This is a genomic window from Pseudomonas serbiensis (genome assembly GCF_030580745.1).
Taxonomy (GTDB): domain Bacteria; phylum Pseudomonadota; class Gammaproteobacteria; order Pseudomonadales; family Pseudomonadaceae; genus Aquipseudomonas; species Aquipseudomonas serbiensis.
On the sequence record NZ_JAUQOO010000012.1, the window covers coordinates 1 to 20696 of the forward strand.

Sequence of the window (20696 nt, forward strand, 5' to 3'; positions counted from 1 at the left end):
GTTGCTCGTTAGCGGGAGGCGAATTCTACAGCACCCGAAGGCAGTGTCAAACTCTTTCTCGAACCGCTATCGATCAGGCTGCGACCGAAGCACTTCCGAAGCCACTCCAGAACCTGATAAACACTTGTAACCTACTGATCTACAAGGCTTTTTCAGTTCCGTCTGCGCCGGAAGTGGGGCGAATTATAGAGACATTAAATCGCCCGTCAACACTTAATTTCAGCTTTTTATCGAACCCGCTGCTTTCCGGGTGCCGAACCGGGGGATTCGCCTCGCAATCATTGGGACTCTCAGGATTAACAACACCGAACCAATCGAAGCATATAAAGCCCATTCCTTGAGATCAGCCCTGACGATCCAGAGCATATGCAACAACCCCAGCCCCAGAATCACATAAACAAGCCGGTGCAGTTTCTTCCAGCGCATCCCCAACCGCCGCTGACTATAGCGATTGGACGTCACGGCCAGAGCCAACAACCCGAGAAAGCCCAGGCTGCCGACAATGATGTAAGGCCGCTTGACCAGCTCTACCCCCAACTGCCCCCAATCCAGCCCGAGGATAAACAGTGCATACATCGTCATGTGCAAGATGACATAGGCAAAACACCACAACCCCAACTGCCTGCGCACTGCAATCCACCCTGCCCAGCCCGTCACTCGCTGCAAAGGCGTCATCGCCAGAGTAATCAGCAACAGGATCAGCGTTCCCAATCCAAGGCGATCAACCAGAACCTTGCCCGGGTCCGGCCCCAGGGCAAAGATCCAGGCCTGATACAGCCAGAGGACAGGAGCAACGCAGGCAGCCAGAAAAACCCCAACACGCCAAAACGGATATCGCATCAATAGTCCTTCCTCAGATCCATGCCGGCATATAAAGAAGCAACCTCTTCGGCATACCCGTTGAACATCTCGGTCTGACGAACATTAGGGCTGAACAACCCGCTCGGCAGCCGACGCTCACGGGCCTGGGTCCAGCGCGGGTGATCGACCTCAGGGTTTACGTTGGCATAGAAACCATATTCATTGGCAGCGATGCTTTGCCAGGTGGTCTTCGGCTGCTCACTGACCAGACTGATGCGCACGATGGATTTCACGCTTTTGAAACCGTACTTCCAGGGCACGACCAATCGCAACGGCGCGCCATTCTGGTTAGGCAACTCCCGCCCGTACATGCCGACCGCAAGAATGGCCAGCGGATTCATGGCTTCATCCAGGCGCAGCCCTTCTACATAAGGCCAGTCGATCAATGCAAAATCGGAGCGTTGCCCCGGCATGGATTGAGGATCCTGAAGCGTTTCAAAACGGATGTATCTGGCCTTGGAAGTAGGCTCCACCTGTTTGAGCAATGCCGAGATAGGGAAACCGATCCAGGGGATGACCATCGACCACGCCTCTACACAGCGAAGCCGGTAGATCCTCTCCTCCAACTGATAAGGCTTCATGAAGTCTTCCAGGGCATAGCGACCCGGTCTGGCGACCTCTCCATCAATGACCACACTCCACGGCTCAGTCTTCAATGACGCAGCATTGCGAGCAGGATCCCCCTTGTCGGTTCCGAACTCATAGAAGTTGTTGTAATGGGTCGCATCCTTGAAGGGCGTGATCGCCTCATCCTTGACGTTGACGGCCTGCCATTGAGTGCCCGGCAGCTTTTCGGAAAACCAGGCAGGCGCTTTCCCCGGCTCGACATCGGCGTATCGCGATGGATCCTGCGCATTCGCCAGACGCGGCATAGCCGTAACCGCCAGACCGGCAAGTGAGCTGGCCAGTAGCGCGCGACGTGAGAGATAGATTTTTTCAGGTGTAACGTCCGACTCTTTGGAGTCGGACGTCGAAGGCAACTTGATCAGCATGGCAACTCCGTAAACCTGGTGAGCTTATGCACCTACAGTCTACGAAGTATGAGGGATATCCGATCAGTCGGCGGACTTGTGGCGACGAAGATGTAACAGGTATTGAACCGGGCCGGATAGCGCATAACCGAGGAATATCAGCAGCAAAATGCGCGGTGGGTCGCTGAACACCACTGCAAACACCAATACAACCACCAGAATCGCAACGAACGGCACTCGGCCTCTCAAGTCCAGCTCCTTGAAGCTGTTGTACTTGATATTACTGACCATCAACATGCCCGCCGCAGCGACCAGCAAGGCCACCAGGAAAGACAGCTTCGAACCCTGGATTCCGAAGTCACTGAAAGCCCAGACCGTACCGGCAACCACACCCGCAGCAGCCGGGCTGGCGAGGCCGATGAAGTAGCGTTTGTCCGCCTTGCCCACCTGGGTGTTGAAACGGGCGAGTCGCAACGCTGCACCAGCCACATAGATGAAGGCGACCATCCAGCCGACCTTGCCCATATCGCCCAGTGCCCAGCCGAATGCCAGCAGTGCCGGCGCAACGCCGAAGGCGACCATATCCGACAACGAGTCATATTCGGCGCCAAAAGCGCTCTGAGTATTGGTCATGCGCGCCACACGACCGTCGAGACCATCGAGGACCATCGCGACAAAGATGGCGATGGCCGCGAAAGCGAAATATTTGCTCGCCGCTGCCGAATCACCCGCGCTCAAGGCGCTCTGGGCACTCATGGAACTGATGATGGAGTAAAAACCTGCAAACAGGTTCGCAGTAGTGAACAGGTTAGGCAGGAGATAGATCCCGCGATGGCGGACCTTGCGCCCTTCGGCGTCGTGCCCTTCTTCAACATGTTCATCGATAGGTAGCAGACTTTCGGCGTCAGAGGCCTTGTTTGGCTCTTCAGGACGTTCGCTCATGGACATTACCTTGCAGCGGTTTGAAAAGATTCGACAGGTGTCTGCGACGAGGGTTCGTCGACAAACGATGCAGCTTTATACCAGACACTGATCCCATAACGAAAAAACGCGGCCGATTGGCCGCGTCCTTTCAGAACGGAAGAACTTAGTTCTTGTTCTTGTCGACGATTTTGTTCGCCGCGATCCAAGGCATCATGGAACGCAGTTGCTCGCCGATGATTTCGATACCGTGAGCAGCGTTGTTACGACGCTTGGCGGTCATCGATGGGTAGCCGGTAGCGCCTTCGCTGATGAACATCTTCGCGTATTCGCCATCCTGGATGCGCTTCAGAGCGTTGCGCATGGCCTGACGGGATTCAGCGTTGATGACTTCCGGACCGGTCACGTACTCGCCGTATTCGGCGTTGTTGGAGATCGAGTAGTTCATGTTGGCGATACCGCCTTCGTACATGAGGTCAACGATCAGCTTCAGTTCGTGCAGGCACTCGAAGTAAGCCATTTCCGGAGCGTAGCCAGCTTCTACCAGAGTCTCGAAGCCAGCCTTGACCAGTTCAACGGTACCACCGCACAGAACGGCTTGTTCGCCGAACAGGTCGGTTTCGGTTTCGTCCTTGAACGTGGTTTCGATGATGCCGGTACGGCCGCCACCAACGCCCGAAGCGTAGGACAGAGCGACGTTCTTGGCGTTGCCCGAAGCGTCCTGGTAAACAGCGATCAGGTCAGGGATGCCGCCGCCTTTGACGAACTCGGTACGTACGGTATGGCCTGGAGCCTTTGGCGCGATCATGATCACGTCCAGGTCAGCGCGTGGCACGACCTGGTTGTAGTGAATCGCGAAGCCGTGGGAAAAAGCCAGGGTTGCGCCCTTCTTCAGGTTCGGCTCGACTTCGTTCTTGTACAGCTGAGCCTGGAATTCATCCGGAGTCAGGATCATGACCAGATCGGCAGCAGCAACGGCAGAAGCAACGTCAGTTACTTTCAGGCCATGAGCTTCAGCTTTGGCGACAGTAGCCGAACCTTTGCGCAGGCCAACAGTGACGTCAACACCGGAGTCTTTCAGGTTGCACGCTTGAGCGTGGCCCTGGGAACCGTAACCGATGATGGCGACTTTTTTGCCCTGGATGATCGAAAGGTCACAGTCTTTGTCGTAAAAAACTTTCATGGAATTCCCCTGTTATCTATCTAGGCCTTCAGGCCATTTGCTAATTGAGTTAATTAAATGCTCAGCACTTTGTCGCCACGGGCAATGCCCGTCACGCCACTGCGTACTGTTTCCAGGATAGCGGCGGTGCCGATGGCCTGAATGAAGCTGTCCAGTTTGTCGCTTGTACCGCTCAACTGTACGGTGTAGACGCTGGCCGTCACGTCAACGATCTGCCCACGGAAGATATCCGTCGTGCGTTTGATCTCGGCGCGCTGGGCGCCGGTGGCCTTGACCTTGACCAGCATCAGTTCACGCTCGATGTGAGCGCTCTCGGACAGATCGACCAGCTTGACCACTTCGACCAGCTTGTTGAGGTTCTTGGTGATCTGCTCGATCACTTCATCGTGCCCGACGGTAGTCAGCGTCAGACGCGACAGGGTCGGGTCTTCGGTTGGCGCCACAGTCAGGCTTTCGATGTTGTAGTTGCGCTGCGAAAAGAGGCCGACGACACGAGACAATGCACCCGGTTCGTTTTCCAGCAAAAGGGAAATGATGTGCCGCATGATTATGTACGCTCCGTCTTGCTCAACCACATATCGCGCATGGAGCCGTCCTTGATTTGCATCGGGTAGACGTGCTCGGTCACATCGACCTGGATGTCGAGGAACACCAGGCGATCCTTCATGGCAAAGGCTTCTTCCATTTTCGGCTTCAGATCTTTCAGATCGGTGACCCGAATGCCGACATGGCCATAAGCTTCGACCAGCTTCACGAAGTCAGGCAACGACTCCATGTAGGAATGGGAGTGACGAGCGCCGTAGCTCATGTCCTGCCACTGACGGACCATGCCAAGCACGCCGTTGTTGAGCAGGATGATCTTCACGGGAAGACCGTATTGCAGACAGGTCGACAGCTCCTGGATGTTCATCTGGATGCTGCCTTCGCCGGTCACACACGCAACATCTGCATCCGGGAAGCTCAGTTTGACGCCCATGGCCGCCGGGAAACCAAAGCCCATGGTGCCCAGACCACCGGAGTTGATCCAGCGATTAGGCTTGTTGAAGCGGTAGTACTGAGCCGCGAACATCTGGTGCTGACCCACGTCGGAGGAAACGTAAGCCTCGCCCTTGGTCACTTCGCACAGTGTTTCGATGACCGTCTGCGGCTTGATGACGCTGCCATCGCCACGGTTGTAAGGGAACAGGTCGCCACCGGCGCGCCACTCATCGATCTGCTTCCACCAGGCAGCAACGGACTCCTTGTTCGGGGTCTCGCCGATATCCTTGAGGGTCGCGACCATTTCGGTCAACACGCTCTCAACCGGCCCAACGATAGGCACATCGGCCTTGATGGTCTTGGAGATCGAAGCCGGGTCGATATCGATGTGGATGATCTTGGCGTTCGGGCTGAACTTGCTCGCGCCATTGATGACGCGGTCATCGAAGCGTGCGCCCACGGCCAGGATCACATCGGTGTGGTGCATGGCCAGGTTGGCGGTGTAGCTGCCGTGCATACCCAGCATGCCGACGAACTGACGGTCGGTGCCCGGATAGCTGCCAAGCCCCATCAAGGTGTTGGTGACAGGAGCGTTGAGCTGTCTGGCCAGTTCGGTCAAAGGCTCGGAACCGTTGCCCATGACCACGCCGCCACCGGCATAGATGATAGGACGCTTGGCAGCCAGCAGCATTTCAACTGCCTTGCGGATCTGACCCGAATGACCGCGAACGGCCGGGCTGTAGGAGCGCAGCTTGGCTTTTTTCGGGAATACGTATTCGTATTTCTCGGCCGGGTTGGTCATGTCTTTCGGAATATCGACGACCACAGGACCCGGACGACCGGACTGCGCCAGGTAGAAGGCCTTCTTCAGGACTTCCGGAATTTCCGAAGGATGCTTGATCATGAAGCTGTGCTTCACGATTGGACGGGAGATACCGATCATGTCGGTCTCCTGGAACGCATCGGTACCGACCAGCGTGCTGGCAACCTGACCGGACAACACCACCATTGGAATGGAGTCCATGTAGGCAGTGGCGATACCGGTGATGGCGTTGGTCGCACCCGGACCGGATGTCACCAGAACCACACCAGCCTTGCCGGTCGCACGAGCGTAACCGTCAGCCATGTGCGTAGCCGCCTGTTCATGACGAACAAGGATATGGTTCACAGCCGGTTCTTTGAACAGTGCGTCGTAGACATGCAGAAGGGCGCCACCCGGGTACCCGTAAATGTACTTAACGCCTTCGTCACGCAGGAAGCGGACGACCATTTCAGCGCCAGATAAAAGCTCCACGTTGTTCACCTCTAAAACGCCAGAATACCGTTCACTCCGGAACGGGTCTTATTAGGTTTACTGCCAAGCAGAGCATGAGCGACGGTGGTCGCCGACTACGTCAGCACTGACTGAGCAAGTATTGGGATGTCCCTGAGTGTTGCGGGACATTCCCACCCAGCGCGAGGTAACGCGTTGCGGGTGTTACAGGTCGGCGCGGGTGTGCGCCTCATGATCTACCGAGACGGTCTGCTTCTGGCAGTCCTTCTACAGCGAACTTTGAATTGTTGTGATTCGCCCCCCGCAAGTCAAGCAATCCGTGAGCTTTCTTCCGGGCAGCACCCGATAAGGGGGACAGATTCGGACTCAAGACCGTTGTATATGGTAGTTTTGCGACGCACAGAATTTTCAAGGAAGTACCATGCGCTGGATGATTCTCGCGGCAGCACTATCAATGGCGATCAGCAGCACCAGCCAGGCCGCCCCAATCTACAAATGGGTCGACGCCCAAGGGGTCACGCATTTCGATGCACAGCCACCGGCAGGCCAGCAGGTAGAAGAAATCAATGTGCAAAAGCCACCACCCACTACTGCCGCGCCAACGGCCAGCCAGGCAGACCCTCAACAGCAGGAGATCGATGCCAGGGTCAAGAAACAGGTAAGGGCTCAGGAAGCCAGAATGGCTGACAACTGCGAAGTCCTGCGCAACAACCTCGCGCAACTGCAGAACAATCCGCGAGTGCGCGAGCAGACAGAAGGTGGGACAAAGCGCCTCACGGATGATCAACGCAAGGCGCGTGTTGCCGAAACGGAAAGGACTATCGCTGAATACTGCCGTTAAGACTGACTGATCAACCGGTCGAACTGAGCCAGTAGTTCCTGCAGCTTACGGGCTTCACCCTGGCGACTGGCGTAGACCATCTCGGCCATCTCCAGAATCCCCGACGAGTTGGGCAATGGAAGATCCCTCTCCAGAATGATTTTCATGCGGGGCAGGAAAATCCATTGCAGCCACTGCTCGAACTCCAGGGTATCGACACTGAACGGCTCGGTACTGGAAAGCGCTTCTTCGCTGGGAGGTGTGTCACTCCACCAACCCAGCACCCTCAACTCACGTTCGATCAGCAGCAGTTGTTCGGCTACTTCAGGCAGACGCTGGTCCATCAGAAATTGGTCCGGGCTTTTTGACGAGCCAGTGCAGCGCCAGCCGAATCACCCTGTTTTTCACGAGACTGGGCGATCAATTCCCAAAGACTTCCCTGCAGGCTTGCACGGCCATTGGCATAAGTCAGGCCACGACGAGCCAGTTGCTCAGCCTGAGCGGCATCGCCCTGAGCCAGACGGACCTGGGCCAGACGATAAAGCACTTGCGGCTCACGCGGAGCTACACGCTGGGCACGCTCAAGACTCGACGATGCGCCATTGAGGTCGCCGCTGCCTTGCTGCTGCTGAGCGGTGGTCAGCAGCGCCAATACCGGTCCATCAAGCTGTTCGTCAGCCGACAGGCCGGACGAACTGGAAGGAATACCGCTCGGCGCCGAGGCTGCCGGCATGCTGTAGTTGCTCACCGGAGCCGAATTGATCGGCTGCTGATTGACCGGCGGCGTATCGATGCTGAACGATGACGAGGCCGCAGGCGCAGAAAAAGTCTGGCCCGCACCAGCACCGCCACCTGGAACCATCACGACCACACCGGAATCCTGTGGCACTGCCTGCGCTTGAGGAGCCTGAACGGTATTGGCCCGATACGCTGTATTGCGCGAAGCCGAAACACGCTCACTGTTAGAAACCTTTGAGCCCGAATCCACGACCGGGATCGAGCCACGCTGCACGCTGGAACAACCACTGAGCAACGCCAGGGTCGTTACAGCCGGAATCAACCATTTATTCACGTCACACCCTCATTGCTTAATTCAACCAACCCTTGACCCAATCCAGCACTTCAGTGGCGGGTGCCGGGCTACCGCTACATGTTGCACCGGGCTGAGGTTCACTGCCGCGAATATACGGCATCTGCACGGCATTCGGGCAGTTGGCATCCGACCCTTGGCCAGTCTGCGCATTGACCCACGCCTGGACCACGTTATCCGGCGTTGCCATGTCCAGCGGCAGCGGGTCGGCCTTGCGCATGAAACTGGTCCAGACCTGCAAGGCGCCGCTGGCTCCGGTGAACGGCGTCTTGCCGTTATCGTCACGGCCCATCCACACCACTGCCAGCAGATCCTGACTGAAACCTGCGAACCAACTGTCGCGCGAATCATTACTGGTGCCGGTCTTGCCCGCCAGATTCAAGGTCGATGGCAATACGCTGTAGACCGACTTGGCAGTGCCCTCGCGCATCACTCGCTGCATTGCGTTCTGCACCAGATAGATGGAACCCGGATCGAAGCGCTGCTCGATCTGGAACGGATAGCGCTTGAGCGGCTCACCCTCGGCAGTCAACACGCTACGAATACCGCGCATTGGGGTATTGAAGCCCCCGCTGGCAATCGTCTGATACATGGTGGCAACTTCCATCGGACTCAAGCCGCCAGCCCCCAGCAACATGGACGGATAAGCCGGCCACTCGCGTGTCACGCCCAGCTTGGCAAGGGTCTTGAAGACGTTGGGCACACCCAGCTCAAGCCCCAGCTTGGCCGTCGACAGGTTGTAGGAATGCGCCAGGCCTTGGTACAGGAAAATGTTTCCGTGGGCCTTGCGATCGTAATTCTGCGGCTTCCAGATCTGGCCATCCGCACCCTTGACCTGAAACGGCTCGTCGGCCACCCAACTGGTCAGGGTGTACTGGCTCGGGCGCTCAAGCGCAGTAAGATAGATTGCCGGCTTGACCAGAGAGCCAATCGGCCGCACGGCATCGATGGCGCGGTTGAAGCCAGCAAACCCGGCCTGACGACTGCCCAGCAAAGCCTGCACTTCGCCGGTCTCGGGATTGGTCACGACCATGGCCGCTTCCACTTCGTCCGAGCCTTTGCGCCCGGCCAGCCGCTTGAACGTATCGTCCATGGCCGCCTGGGATTTCATCTGCAGGATCGGATCGAAACTGGTGAAAATCCGCAGCCCCTCTTCGGTCAAGTCTTCGTCGCGATAGTCTTCACGCAACTGACGCTTGACCAGATCCAGGAACGCCGGGAACGAGCTGTCTGCAAGGCTGCCGGTCTTGGTCACACCCAAAGGCATTTTCTTGGCCGCCTCGACGACTTGCGCCGTTGCAACGCCCTGCTGCTCCAGCAGGTCGAGAACCAGATTGCGACGCTCCAGCGCCCGCTCAGGGTTGCGACGAGGGTTGTAATAGGAAGGCCCTTTGACCAGCCCTACCAGCAATGCCACCTGATGAATCTTCAGTTCAGACAGAGGCTGGCTGAAGAAATACTGGCTGGCCAGACCGAAACCATGCACCGCACGCTGGCCATCCTGACCGACGAACACCTCATTGAGGTAAGCCTCAAGAATTTCCTGCTTGCTGTAATGCAGCTCCAGCAACACCGACATCATGGCTTCGGTCAGCTTGCGCGTGAGGCTGCGCTCGTTGGTCAGGTAGAAGTTCTTGACCAACTGCTGGGTCAGCGTACTGCCGCCCTGACGCATCTGCCCCTGCGAGGTATTGACCCAGACAGCACGGGCAATGGATTTGGGCGATACACCCATATGGCTGTAGAAATCACGATCCTCGACTGCAACCAGGGCATCGAGCAGATACGGAGGTGCCTGATCGAGCTTGATCAGGATCCGGTCTTCCAGATTTTTCGGATACAGGCCGCCGATCATCAGCGGTTCGAGACGGGCCACCGCCAGTTTTGCACCACTGCTGCCAGAGGTCAGGTCCGCCACATAGTCGCCGGAAAAACGCACGCGGACCTGCTGCGCAGGATCAGTGCCTTCGTAGAATTGAAAACCACGAGTGTTGAGATCGACCGTATTGCCATTGACCGCTGCCGCGCCCGGGCCGTTGGCCACGCTTTCGCGGCGATAGCCCAGAGCGTCGAGTTCTATGAGGAAGTCATCGCGGCTCAGTTTCTGGCCTACGAACAGCTCCAGAGGGCGTGCGTAGACCTTGGCCGGAATGGTCCAGCGCTTGCCGGAAAACTTCTCCTGGACCACGGCGTCCAGGTAAACGGCAACGCAAGCCAGCGCCACAAAGCCGACGATACTGAGCTTCAGCACCCAGCCCAACCACTTGGGAAGGCCACGGGGTGCTGGTTTTTTGGAAGTACGAGAAGTGCGAGATCGAGTCATGGCCGCGGATTATACGCACTTTGCCAACGACCGACAGACGCCCGAGCAAGCGGTTTGCAGCCTCGCGCCAAGCGGCCATAATGGCGGCCATGAGCACTTACATTCTGAATCAACTCTTGAAGGATCGCCCGTGAGCCAGTCATTGATTGCAGCCCTGCAGAATCCCGCCCTCTTCCCCCATCCGGTAGAGAACTTCCGGGTCATCGAGACACACATTTCATGGGTTCTGCTCACCGGCACCTATGCCTACAAATTCAAGAAGCCAGTCAATTTCGGCTTTCTGGATTTCACCACCCTCGCCGCTCGTGAACACTTCTGTAATGAAGAGCTGCGCCTCAATCAGCGCCTGACCGAGGGTCTCTACCTGGAAGTCATCCCGGTCACCGGCCCGGCAGAAGCGCCACAACTGGGTGGCAGCGGTGAAGTCCTCGAATACACCCTCAAGATGCGTCAGTTCTCGCAAGAAGGTTTGCTCAGTTCACTGCAAGCCAATGGCGAACTGACGGTCGGGCACATCGATGAGTTGGCCAAGCAGATTGCCGACGCCCACCTCAGCGTGCCGACAGTCACCACCGAGAATGAGCTGGGCTCTCCTGACAGCGTCATGGCACCGGTCGTGCAGAACTTCGAGCAGATTCGCCCGCTCCTCAGTGAAAAGGCCGACCTGTTACAACTTGATTCCCTGCAAGCCTGGGCCGAATCCAGTTTCGAGCGCCTCAAGCCCCTGCTTGCCCAGCGCAAGGCAGACGGCTTCATCCGCGAGTGCCATGGTGACATTCACCTGGGCAACGCTACGGTGATCGACGGCAAGGTAGTGATTTTCGACTGCATCGAATTCAATGAGCCCTTCCGCATGACCGACGTCTACGCAGACATCGGCTTCCTGGCCATGGACCTTGAAGACCGCGGCCTGAAATCCCTGTCGCGCCGTCTCATCAGCCAATACCTGGAACAGACCGGCGACTATCAGGGCCTGGAACTGCTCAACTTCTATAAAGCCTATCGCGCTCTGGTTCGCGCCAAGGTCGCACTGTTCAGCCAGCCGGCAGACGCCGACGGTGTACAGCGTGCTGCCACACTGCGCCGCTATCGCAACTACGCCAATCTGGCCGAAAGCTACAGCGCTATCCCCTCCAGCTTCCTGGCCATTACCCATGGTGTCTCTGCCGTGGGTAAAAGCCATGTGGCGATGCGTCTGGTCGAGTCGCTGGGCGCCATTCGCCTGCGCTCGGATGTCGAGCGCAAACGCCTTTTCTCAGAGAGCTCCGAGCTTTACAACGCTGAAGCCAGCAAGGCCACCTATGACCGCCTGCACGAACTGGCCGAAACCATTCTGCGTGCTGGCTTCTCGGTAGTCATCGATGCGACTTACCTCAAGCAAGAACAACGTAATGCTGCGGCCAAAGCTGCCGAAACAACAGGTGTGCCTTTTCTGATTCTCGATTGTGAAGCGCCACAGGCCGTCATTGCCAGTTGGCTCAAGCAACGCCAGGAACAGAATAACGATCCTTCGGACGCCACTCTGGAGGTTATCGAAGCTCAGCAGGCCAGTCGCGAGCCACTCACAGCGGACGAACGCCTGCGTAGCAAGCACGTTGAAACCCATAAAAGCAGCGACCTGGATGAGCTTGTCGAAAACCTTCGCCAACGCCTGCCAGGACTGTGAAATGAACGTTGAGCCGTTTGGCAGCTAGTGCTTCACGGCTCGACAATGATGGCGATATAATGGCGCCATAATTCCAACGAACCCCAGAGGCACCCATGAGCCAGCCCAAGCAGCTCGATTCGCCGCTTTACATGCTGTTACGTAGAGATGATGTCGAAGGCTTCAATCAAGAGAAGCCCAAAACAGGCACGATCGATATGGTCGGTGGGGATTTCAGGGGCCTGGACTTGCGCGCTCTTGATCCAAGAGGCATCGACTTTACTGACGCCTACTTCCGCTCTGCCGACCTTCGCGGCCTGGACCTGCGCCACACCCCGATGGAAGGCGCCAGCATCGCGCACGCACAAATCTCGGGAGCGTTCTTCCCGCCAGAACTGTCGGCGGATGAGATCCGGATGTCGGTGACCTTCGGGACCCGGATGCGCTACCACACGCGCTAAGCAACACATCCATCAAGCCTGCGTGCGCAATGCATGCGGGCTTTGTGTTGCGTTGATTTTTTTGATGTCTTTCTCTTCATACCTTTTTCGCGAATGAATTCGTTCCTGCCGGATTCGGCAGGGCATTGCTGTGTGAAAAAAGAACTGTTGACTTAGAAATGAGAATCGTTATGATTATCACAACCGGTCGCGAGACTGGCCGATAGCCTGAAAGACCTTGGTTCGGACTTTCAGGATTATCTCCTCATCAGGCTAATCACGGTTTTTGACCCGGCTTTTTGCCGGGTCTTTTTTTGCCTGTTTTTCAGGGTCTATTGATGTCGGGCTCCTGCACACCCAACCTCACCAGCAAGTCATCCAGCAGGCTCGAAGCCCCCAGACGCAGCCTGTCGACATTGAGCCAGTGCGGTCCGAAACGGGAACGCGCCATGTCCATGAAGCCTCTTGCATCGTTGAAGGTACGGACTCCTCCCGCAACCTTGAGGCCAACCTGCCCGCCTACCTCGGCAATCGACTCAAGCATGATGCGTGCGGCTTGCGGCGTTGTACTGACCACACCTTTACCGGTTCCGGTCTTGAGGAAATCGGCGCCGAACAGAATCGAGCTGCGACAAGCGTGAAGAATGATTTGCGGGTCACGCAACCCACCGGTTTCCAGGGTAACGGTCAGCACCACGCGGCTGCCGCACTCGGCCTTGCAGGCCGTAATCATATCCATGCCGGTTTGTTGGTCGCCGGACAAGAGGGCGTGAAACGGATAGACGACATCTATCTCGTCAGCTCCCGACATCACAGCTGAACGCACCTCGGCCAGAACAGGCTCAATGCCAGGGCCACCGTAGGGAAAATTCACAAGCGCCACCACCCGGACCTTCGGGGCAAACAGACGATCAAGCGTAGTGCGCGCCAGACAGACAAAACGCGGGGACACGCACACAGCCGCCACCGCTCCCAAAGGTGTCACTGCGCGCTGACACATACTGACAATCCGCTGCTCGGTGTCATCACTGCTAAAGGCGAACAGATCAAGCAGGCTCAAAATCTGGAGAGCCAGTCGCTCATCATCTGCGGTCATTTCTTTCATACGTCCCGCTCCGAAAAATATGAGCAGGACGATATACGAGTGGCCTTCGCCTGAGATGGACGCAGCTCAGTCAGAGAAAAGGACTACCAAAAGAAGAGAAAAGCCTGAGTCGGCGAGATCAAGTATCTGGTGATCGCTGACGAAACTGAGCGCAGTAATCCTTGCCAGGAATCGCTGCGGTGTACCAGACGTAATCGGCACTCTGCGGTTCGACCTCTTCTCCCTCCTGCGCCAGAAGCAGCACAACCACAGGCTCGGTAACACCCAGATCCGCCAGATGCAAAGGCACTCCCACATCCTTGCGCACATGCCAGGCACCGGCAAACAGCACAGCCGGGACTGGAGCGGCCAGCAGGCTCTGGGCCATTCGTCGATCACGCTGCTGCTGGACCGCCAGCATCGCTGGCAGTTGCTCTTCGGGCAGCCGACCGCAATGAGCATCACGAATCTGCGCCAATAACCGCTCACGCACTGCTGGAGCCGTAGAGCGAGTACCGCTTGATTCAGGGAGTTGCCTGTAAATCGACATGACCTCATGGGCATCGAGATTGGCGGACAGCACCGGATAAGGCTGAGCCAACACATAACGCATGAGCGGACCATACAGCGACCAGTCCCAGGCCTTTTGCCAATGCAGCGCAGCTGGCAGATCGGCCGGGTATTTTTCCTGAGCCAGATCGGCCTGAACCGCACTGACCCTGGCCTGCTGATCGGGGGTCAGCATCTCAAGCAACAGACTGCCTTGCGGGCGTCGGGCAGCCAGTACCTGCATAAGCCATAGCTGTAATGCATGGTGATCGGGGTTGTCGTGTTGCTCGCCAACCAGAATACGCGGAGCAATTGCCAGACGCTGAGCGAGCTGCTGCGCGGTCAGCAACTGCCCACTCCTGTTGTCACGAATCATGCCTAAATCCAAATGCTCATGCCCGTCCGGGCTCTGCGAGGACGGCATATTCGGCAACAAGAGCGGCGCTTGGCAAGCACAGAGATCCATGATGCCGTGATCAGGTAGATACCCGAGACAGTGTTGCCACGCTCAGGTAAGCAACACCAGCCCTAATATAGAGCAAACGGTCACCCCGCGCAGGGCATTTCATGAAAAGGCATGCAGCCGTCTTGAGCAACAGGCCTGGATTAAGTTTTATTAAGATGCAATCACAACGATTCGAAAGTCATTTTATCGAACTAAAGTAGTTTGCCAGAAACTCTATTTTCTGCTCATCAAAGTCCTTCAGGACGCGATTCATTACCGTCCCCTGTAAAGTACCTTTCTTATACCCCTCCATCACGGTGACAAGAAACTCTTTTGGGCGCCCTGCCAAAGCGGGAATATTGCCATCCCTGGTACCTCGCCCCTCGAACCCGTGACAATTCACACAACCATTAGTTGCCATCACACCAGCCACATCACTTTCAGCAAAAGCGAGGCTGGACATAAAAAAAAATGGCACCGCAACAAGACCAACAAGACCCCTCATCAAACCATATCCTTATATTTTTTTAACAACCCGCACGCCACAGAAACCAAGCCATGCGGCACGCTGTTTGAACAAACGAAGAGGCACGCCGGCAGAGACCTCGGCAGCTTCTCGGAACACATAAATAGCACCGTTAGTGATACTTACGCTGTTCTGGCAATGACGAAGCATTTCATTGGGTAGTGATTTTTTTGGGCTAATGACTGCACGGTAACGATTTTTCCTTAATCGTATCTCGGGAAAACACGCTGCGTCAAGGACGCAGCTAAACGCAAAAAACCAAAGAAGCACAGCATTTACTATTCAAAAAATGAAGCGGCGGAAAGTCTGAAATTCCACAGTGCTTTTCCTCTTCCGTACACCACTACATTGGACTCGACATATAAACACATTTTGTTACACTTGCTCACTTGTCGACAGAAAACGCGAAAGATATAACAGTCGACAAATGGCCATAGGCGGCACTTTACTTTAAATCGCACCTGACTAATAATGGCCCAACATTACCAACCAGCCCGACCGCCAACACAAAAAATATACAGACCTGCCATTTACAAGTACAACTTGAAAATAGCAAAACACATACAATCAAGCCAAATAAAAATAAATAGCTCGTGAGCCCTCCCTCTCGGGCCAAGCAACACGTGATAAACCAAACCTGATCAGACGCCCAAGGAAATAACAGGGACCTCCATGAAAAAGACCATTCTGCTGTCATTGCTGTCACTCTCTATTGGATTCAATAGCGTCTCGGCCCTGGCGGATGAAGCCGCACAAAAAACAGAAGACCGAAAAGCCGTGGTCATACTTTTCAACCCACCCAAAGGAATGGAGAAAGAGTTCCTGGAGTCGTTTGTAAAAGAGCAAACCGCCAACTTCAAAGCCCACTCCCATGCTCAAAAGAAAGGGACGGAATCCATCAACGTGATTCCTACAAAGTTAGGGGAGCCGTTAATTCATATTACCATCTTCTCGGACAAAGCACGTTTTGAGGAAACCTACAAAGCCTTCGGCCCTCGCGAAAACAGAGGGGCCTATGTAGGCAAGCACTCTGAAAAGTACGGCGACCTCAATATACCGAAGATATACCTCCAGAACTCACAGTCCTACTTTGCTGACGTCCCCAACTAAAATATAAAGCCTCTGATGAATGAGAGGCTTCTATTTAACAGAGACGCACGCATTAGTCTGGAGGCTCTGCATGAGAAACAGTACTCGACCCTGTTGGGTACGTTTTGATTTTCCTCCGATTAATGCCTGTGCAAGCATAGCGCTAAAAAGCAATATGAATCCTCATTCTCTGGATTGCTCCTCAGCGCATGAGACAACCTGTGTATGCATTGCATAAGCCAATGAGCTTCAGAATTAAAAACAGCTGGGCCATTCGACACCAAAGTACGTGGTGATCACCATTATGATTATCCCGTCCTCATTCGACGTTTAACCTGCTGCACAGGGCAGGCGTCAAAGGATCCAGCCATGGAACCTCTCCATGCAGCGTTTCGACTGGCTCGAACGGAGTAGCCTCTAAAGGCATCACCCGACGCAGGTGGAAAACACTGAGTTGTCACACTCAACGACATGAGCCACTGCATCAAGATCATTTGATAAATAGGCATACAAACAGAGCCTTTGATTTCAATTAATCATTTGAAACTCGAATAACGGAAAAGCAGGATGATTGACGAACGTAGAACGCTTCTTAAATGGCTAGCAACGGGCGCCGGGCTTGCAGCGCTGGACGCGGTGGCAGGGCCTGCGATAAACGCCGCTTATGCCAAGGAGTTTAACGTTGTGGTCATCGGAGGCGGATTTGCAGGTGCCACATTTGCACGCACACTGCGACGCCTTGATCCAAAGGTAAATATCACCTTAATCGAAGCAAACCCTGAATATCGCAGCGGGCCACTGAGTGCGGAATACCTGGTCGACAAACGAGATGAGAGCACATTAACTTTTAACTACAAAAAGCTCGCCTCTGAAGGAATCAATATGGTGTATGACCGTGCGGTCAACATCGACACCGAGAAAAAACGGGTAGAAACCCGTAGCTCGAGCTATCCCTATGATCGGTGCGTTGTCGCCGCAGGTATCAGTTTCGATTTCGAGCATATCAAGGGTTATAGCCAAGAGCTCACTGAAGCATTTCCACATGCCTGGCAAGGCGGAAAGCAGATGACGCTCTTAAAAAAGCAACTGCATGAAATGCCAGATGGCGGCACCATCCTTATGTCTGCCCCCAATACAGAGTACAGGTGCCCTCCCGGCCCCTACGAGCGAGTCAGCCTGATCGCAGAATATCTTAAGCAACACAAGCCAAATTCAAAGCTGATTTTTCTGGACTCCAAAGAGCGTTTTCCCAAACAGGCTCAATTCGAACTGGCATGGACACGGCTTTATGGTTATGGAACCGACAAGAGTTACATCCAGTGGATCGGTGCAAAACAAGGAGGCACGGTAACTGAACTGAGAGCAGATACGCGCGAGCTGATCTGCGCGGCAGGTACATTCAAAGGCGACGTGATCAATATTATTCCCCGGCAGAAGGCTGACCTCTTCACCGCCGCTAACGGGTTGACCGGTGATCACGGATGGTGCCCGGTAAATACGCAAACACTTGAATCGCTGAAGATTCCTGGCATCCATGTGATTGGTGATGCTGCTGAGGCCCCAAGCCTGCCGAAATCTGCGTTCGCAGCAACTTGCCAGGCAAGAGTCTGTGCTCTGGCGATCTATTCGATATTCAATAACCGACCGCTGATGCACCCCGAATACATGAATGTCTGCTTCAGCGTCTGCGAAACCAACTACGCAATTTCAGTGGCCGTCAACTACCGACAAAATCCGGAAACGAACAAGATTGAAACAATTTCCTCAAACATAACACCGCTTGATGCGCCAGCAGATCAATACATCAGCGAGGTGCAATCCGCCTACACCATGTTCAACAATATGGTAACCGGGGCCTTTGGCTGACACTCAACGGACCAGCCTTGAAGAGTGGAAATCTTTAAAAAATACCCTTGCCTTAAAACCGAGTTTTCTTGCGAGGATATTGAAGAATAGGGAAATCAATACATGTACAACCTGGTTGAAATCAAGAGTTTTGTCGACAGCTTAAAGGAGTCCAGAATTCCTTACACACTGGCATTAACGGGGTCAACTGCGAGAGGCGAGTTACGCAGCAACTCAAGCCCCTATGATTACAATTCTGATACAGACATACTTTGCATCCTGGCCCCCAGCGATATTGCAGCGGCATTGTCATGCAAAGAAAAATGCAGCGAGTCCACGTCGCTAATTTTAATGAGTTCGGAGGCTTTAAATCATCCATCGAATGCCGTCCTGTCCATTGCATTTGACTCACTTATAATCAACGACCTTCATTTATCACAACCACTTTTCGACGACGTAAACGCGGCAGAATTCATAGCCTATCAACTCCAACCGCTGGCTTACTACACCTCAAACTTACGCCATTCGACACCCGCCTTGAAAAGACGACTGTACAGCAAGGTCGCGATAACCTGTTTGAAACTGCTTTACCTGGCGGACCATTCAGATAAAAGAAGCTTCATTTATGAAAGTGAAGTGAAGCAACATAACTTTACGAACGTTGACGAAGTGCTTGTCCACAGCATCATCAATAGAGAATTACCAGATGAGCCACTGCAGCGTGCAGCGGAGCACTTGGAAAAACTGGTAATACAGTGCCCACTGATAGTCAAGGCAGCCAGTGTTCTGACGTCGACGAAACTCTATTTATCCGACAAGGAAACGTGCTCAGCGCACATCATCGAGGCCGTGTTTTTAGAAAACAACAAGCTGAAAAGATCAGACGCTCTATTTATAAGGGCAGCCTAAATGTGTGAGACAATCGCCACATTGGGTCCAGTCGGAACCGATTCACACAAGCAAGCTGAACAGCTTGGAGCCCGTGTGTCATTACATGACACTTTCCACGCAGCGGTTGAACATGCAAAAACTCATGGCACAAAACTTTTAGTGCCCGCAGGCTTCAGAGAAAACCGCGACGGCAAGCCATTCTCCTGGGTGGACTTCCACTTTGAAAATATTGGGACGATTGAACTTGAAAAGGTCTGGTTTGAAAAAACAATGCCAATGGTTCTACTCCATAAATCCTATCATTCAATCGCCATTCACCCCTCGACATCATCATTGGTACCTGAGCTAGAAAGATACGAACATGTCAACTACACCAGATCGAAGGTGGAGGCCTACCAGTTATTTGCCCAAGGAAAAGCATCCGCAGTGATCGCAAGCACTTGCCTCACAAATGAAGAGTCTGACCGTGCCTGTATCAAAGCTCAATTCAACCCCACAATGGTGTGGTGTTTATACCGAATGATAAACACCTCATCATAAAACATGTGCCCCTCCCAAAGCACAATTTTTATAAAACGCCTTTTCACCTGGGCGATACCAGTACCTGGTCAAAGGAGCCTAGTGATGAATACCTTAAAAAACCACGTCATTATATTACTGTGCTTTGGCATTTCCCTCACGGAACGTTTTACCCAAGCATCCATTCCTCTGATTGTCGATCACCTAGGGTTGAGCAGCATTGAGATGTCATTATTTCTCAGTGCAATGGCGGCATCGACTGTCTTTACAAGCGTCGTCATTGCTCCTTATGTCGACGCCTACAACAGAAGATATTTCCTGGGGCTTATGGGCTTTCTTGGCGCTGTAGCGGTCTTGTCCTTTTTCATGTTTGGCTATACCCGAGCGCTGGGATGGGGGTGTTTCCTGATGTTCTGCATCGGCGCAGCGCTTCGCATTATAAACCTTCGTCGTCTCTCAGTAATAAATAGCGAAGTTATTAAAAGCGAACTCTCGCGCGCCCATACCCGTATGCAACTTTCAATAACAGTTGCCATGGCCATTGCCCCCCTGTGCCTGACCCTTATTGCTCCCGGCAACTATCTGAGTTTCGCCATTGTCATGCTATCGATCTGCATCGTTTTTAGCGCCTGCACGTCGTCCACATCCACTTCCTTGATCTCAAAAACCTCAAAATCAGCCCCCCCCGACCGGGCCGAATCCAGAGAACTGGGTTTCGCAAACAACTTCATATTTATTGGAATGCTACTTTCCGGCTTATTCATCAGCACTCTACTTATATACTGCAAAAGCATTTCAGATCAACCAGACCGACTTTATGCGCATATCATATTGTCGCAAATGGTCGGCCTTATTATAGCCAACATACTGTTTGAGCGTTTTTTTGGCGAGCGTTTCAAACGATACAGCATCCTCATTACGATCATCGCACTTTCAGAGCTTGCTTTCATCCTGGCAGAGTCGAAATTGCTTATCAGCACACTCTCATTCCTGATCGGCTTTTCCTTTCAAATCATGTTTTTAAGATCTCACAACCAGTTTCAACGCACGATCCCTCATGGTTTGACAGCCAGGCTCAACGGCATACGTGGTCTATATACATTTACGGGAATGACTACCGGGTATCTGCTGGGGCCTCTTCTATATAAATCCGGCGGTATAGAGCTGGTATTTCTAACATGCAGCGCCACCGCACTACTTTTTCTGCCATGTCTCAAGCACCTGAGGCCTTCCCGCTAAAATC

Annotated in this window: 20 protein-coding genes; 8 read left to right on the top strand and 12 right to left on the bottom strand. The window is 54.2% G+C overall.

All coding sequences use genetic code 11. The features are described 5' to 3' along the window. Positions 1–219: 219 nt before the first annotated feature. The 6 genes from msrQ to Q6A51_RS16110 form a co-directional block, all read right to left on the bottom strand. Positions 220–840: a protein-methionine-sulfoxide reductase heme-binding subunit MsrQ gene (gene msrQ, locus Q6A51_RS16085; protein WP_304575253.1), complete on the bottom strand. Its 621-nt coding sequence runs from the start codon at positions 838–840 to the stop codon at positions 220–222. Then, positions 840–1853, bottom strand: coding sequence for a protein-methionine-sulfoxide reductase catalytic subunit MsrP (gene msrP, locus Q6A51_RS16090; protein WP_304575254.1), 1014 nt, complete (start codon positions 1851–1853; stop codon positions 840–842). The genes msrQ and msrP overlap by 1 nt, the downstream gene beginning before the upstream one ends. Positions 1854–1916: 63 nt before the next feature. Then, entirely contained in the window at positions 1917–2774 is an 858-nt protein-coding gene (gene pssA, locus Q6A51_RS16095) for a CDP-diacylglycerol--serine O-phosphatidyltransferase (protein ID WP_201005457.1), read from the bottom strand. 145 nt (positions 2775–2919) lie between these two features. Then, a complete protein-coding gene (gene ilvC, locus Q6A51_RS16100) occupies positions 2920–3936 on the bottom strand; it encodes a ketol-acid reductoisomerase (RefSeq protein ID WP_200994731.1) in 1017 nt (338 codons plus the stop codon). A gap of 53 nt (positions 3937–3989) precedes the next feature. Next, complete coding sequence (ilvN, locus tag Q6A51_RS16105; protein WP_025258538.1) at positions 3990–4481, bottom strand: acetolactate synthase small subunit; 492 nt, start codon at positions 4479–4481, stop codon at positions 3990–3992. 2 nt (positions 4482–4483) lie between these two features. Then, positions 4484–6208: an acetolactate synthase 3 large subunit gene (locus tag Q6A51_RS16110; protein ID WP_201020505.1), complete on the bottom strand. Its 1725-nt coding sequence runs from the start codon at positions 6206–6208 to the stop codon at positions 4484–4486. 400 nt (positions 6209–6608) lie between these two features. Between Q6A51_RS16110 and Q6A51_RS16115 the strand changes: the two genes are divergently transcribed. After that, the gene (locus Q6A51_RS16115) at positions 6609–7028 is read left to right on the top strand and encodes a DUF4124 domain-containing protein (protein ID WP_304575255.1); all 420 of its coding nucleotides are present in this window, start codon (positions 6609–6611) and stop codon (positions 7026–7028) included. Here Q6A51_RS16115 and Q6A51_RS16120 read toward each other — a convergent pair. From Q6A51_RS16120 to mrcB, 3 genes are read right to left on the bottom strand one after another with little or no spacing between them, the layout of a single operon-like run. Next, on the bottom strand, positions 7025–7351 hold the full coding sequence (locus Q6A51_RS16120) for a YqcC family protein (RefSeq protein WP_201020507.1): 327 nt from the start codon (positions 7349–7351) through the stop codon (positions 7025–7027). The genes Q6A51_RS16115 and Q6A51_RS16120 overlap by 4 nt on opposite strands. Further along, positions 7351–8079 (bottom strand): tetratricopeptide repeat protein, encoded by a 729-nt coding sequence (locus Q6A51_RS16125; protein WP_201020508.1) that lies wholly within the window; start codon positions 8077–8079, stop codon positions 7351–7353. The genes Q6A51_RS16120 and Q6A51_RS16125 overlap by 1 nt, the downstream gene beginning before the upstream one ends. Positions 8080–8095: 16 nt before the next feature. Then, a complete protein-coding gene (gene mrcB / locus Q6A51_RS16130; RefSeq protein ID WP_201020509.1) occupies positions 8096–10420 on the bottom strand; it encodes a penicillin-binding protein 1B in 2325 nt (774 codons plus the stop codon). A gap of 130 nt (positions 10421–10550) precedes the next feature. On the opposite strand from mrcB, the gene Q6A51_RS16135 reads away from it, so the two are divergent. Both Q6A51_RS16135 and Q6A51_RS16140 read left to right on the top strand, forming a co-directional pair. Beyond that, the gene (locus tag Q6A51_RS16135) at positions 10551–12086 is read left to right on the top strand and encodes a bifunctional aminoglycoside phosphotransferase/ATP-binding protein (protein ID WP_304575256.1); all 1536 of its coding nucleotides are present in this window, start codon (positions 10551–10553) and stop codon (positions 12084–12086) included. A gap of 95 nt (positions 12087–12181) precedes the next feature. Further along, the gene (locus tag Q6A51_RS16140) at positions 12182–12526 is read left to right on the top strand and encodes a pentapeptide repeat-containing protein (RefSeq protein ID WP_304575257.1); all 345 of its coding nucleotides are present in this window, start codon (positions 12182–12184) and stop codon (positions 12524–12526) included. Between the two features lie 304 nt (positions 12527–12830). Here Q6A51_RS16140 and deoC read toward each other — a convergent pair whose 3' ends face one another. The 3 genes from deoC to Q6A51_RS16155 all read right to left on the bottom strand — a co-directional run bounded on the left by deoC (position 12831) and on the right by Q6A51_RS16155 (position 15088). Further along, positions 12831–13610 carry a deoxyribose-phosphate aldolase gene (deoC, locus tag Q6A51_RS16145; RefSeq protein ID WP_304575258.1) on the bottom strand — a complete coding sequence of 260 codons (780 nt, stop codon included), beginning with the start codon at positions 13608–13610 and terminating at the stop codon, positions 12831–12833. Positions 13611–13728: 118 nt separating this feature from the next. Next, on the bottom strand, positions 13729–14604 hold the full coding sequence (locus Q6A51_RS16150) for a ChaN family lipoprotein (RefSeq protein ID WP_405046155.1): 876 nt from the start codon (positions 14602–14604) through the stop codon (positions 13729–13731). A gap of 178 nt (positions 14605–14782) precedes the next feature. Next, positions 14783–15088, bottom strand: coding sequence for a c-type cytochrome (locus Q6A51_RS16155; protein ID WP_304575260.1), 306 nt, complete (start codon positions 15086–15088; stop codon positions 14783–14785). Between the two features lie 693 nt (positions 15089–15781). Between Q6A51_RS16155 and Q6A51_RS16160 the strand changes: the two genes are divergently transcribed. From Q6A51_RS16160 to Q6A51_RS16180, 5 genes are all read left to right on the top strand, one after another. Continuing rightward, positions 15782–16219, top strand: a complete 438-nt coding sequence (locus tag Q6A51_RS16160) for a hypothetical protein (RefSeq protein ID WP_201020514.1) — start codon at positions 15782–15784, stop codon at positions 16217–16219. 546 nt (positions 16220–16765) lie between these two features. Beyond that, a complete protein-coding gene (locus tag Q6A51_RS16165; RefSeq protein WP_304575261.1) occupies positions 16766–18064 on the top strand; it encodes an FAD-dependent oxidoreductase in 1299 nt (432 codons plus the stop codon). Positions 18065–18166: 102 nt separating this feature from the next. Further along, positions 18167–18952, top strand: coding sequence for a hypothetical protein (locus Q6A51_RS16170; protein ID WP_304575262.1), 786 nt, complete (start codon positions 18167–18169; stop codon positions 18950–18952). Beyond that, positions 18953–19474 carry a hypothetical protein gene (locus Q6A51_RS16175; RefSeq protein WP_304575263.1) on the top strand — a complete coding sequence of 174 codons (522 nt, stop codon included), beginning with the start codon at positions 18953–18955 and terminating at the stop codon, positions 19472–19474. It abuts the gene before it with no gap. A gap of 84 nt (positions 19475–19558) precedes the next feature. Continuing rightward, positions 19559–20692: an MFS transporter gene (locus Q6A51_RS16180; RefSeq protein ID WP_304575264.1), complete on the top strand. Its 1134-nt coding sequence runs from the start codon at positions 19559–19561 to the stop codon at positions 20690–20692. The last annotated feature ends 4 nt before the right edge of the window (positions 20693–20696 follow it).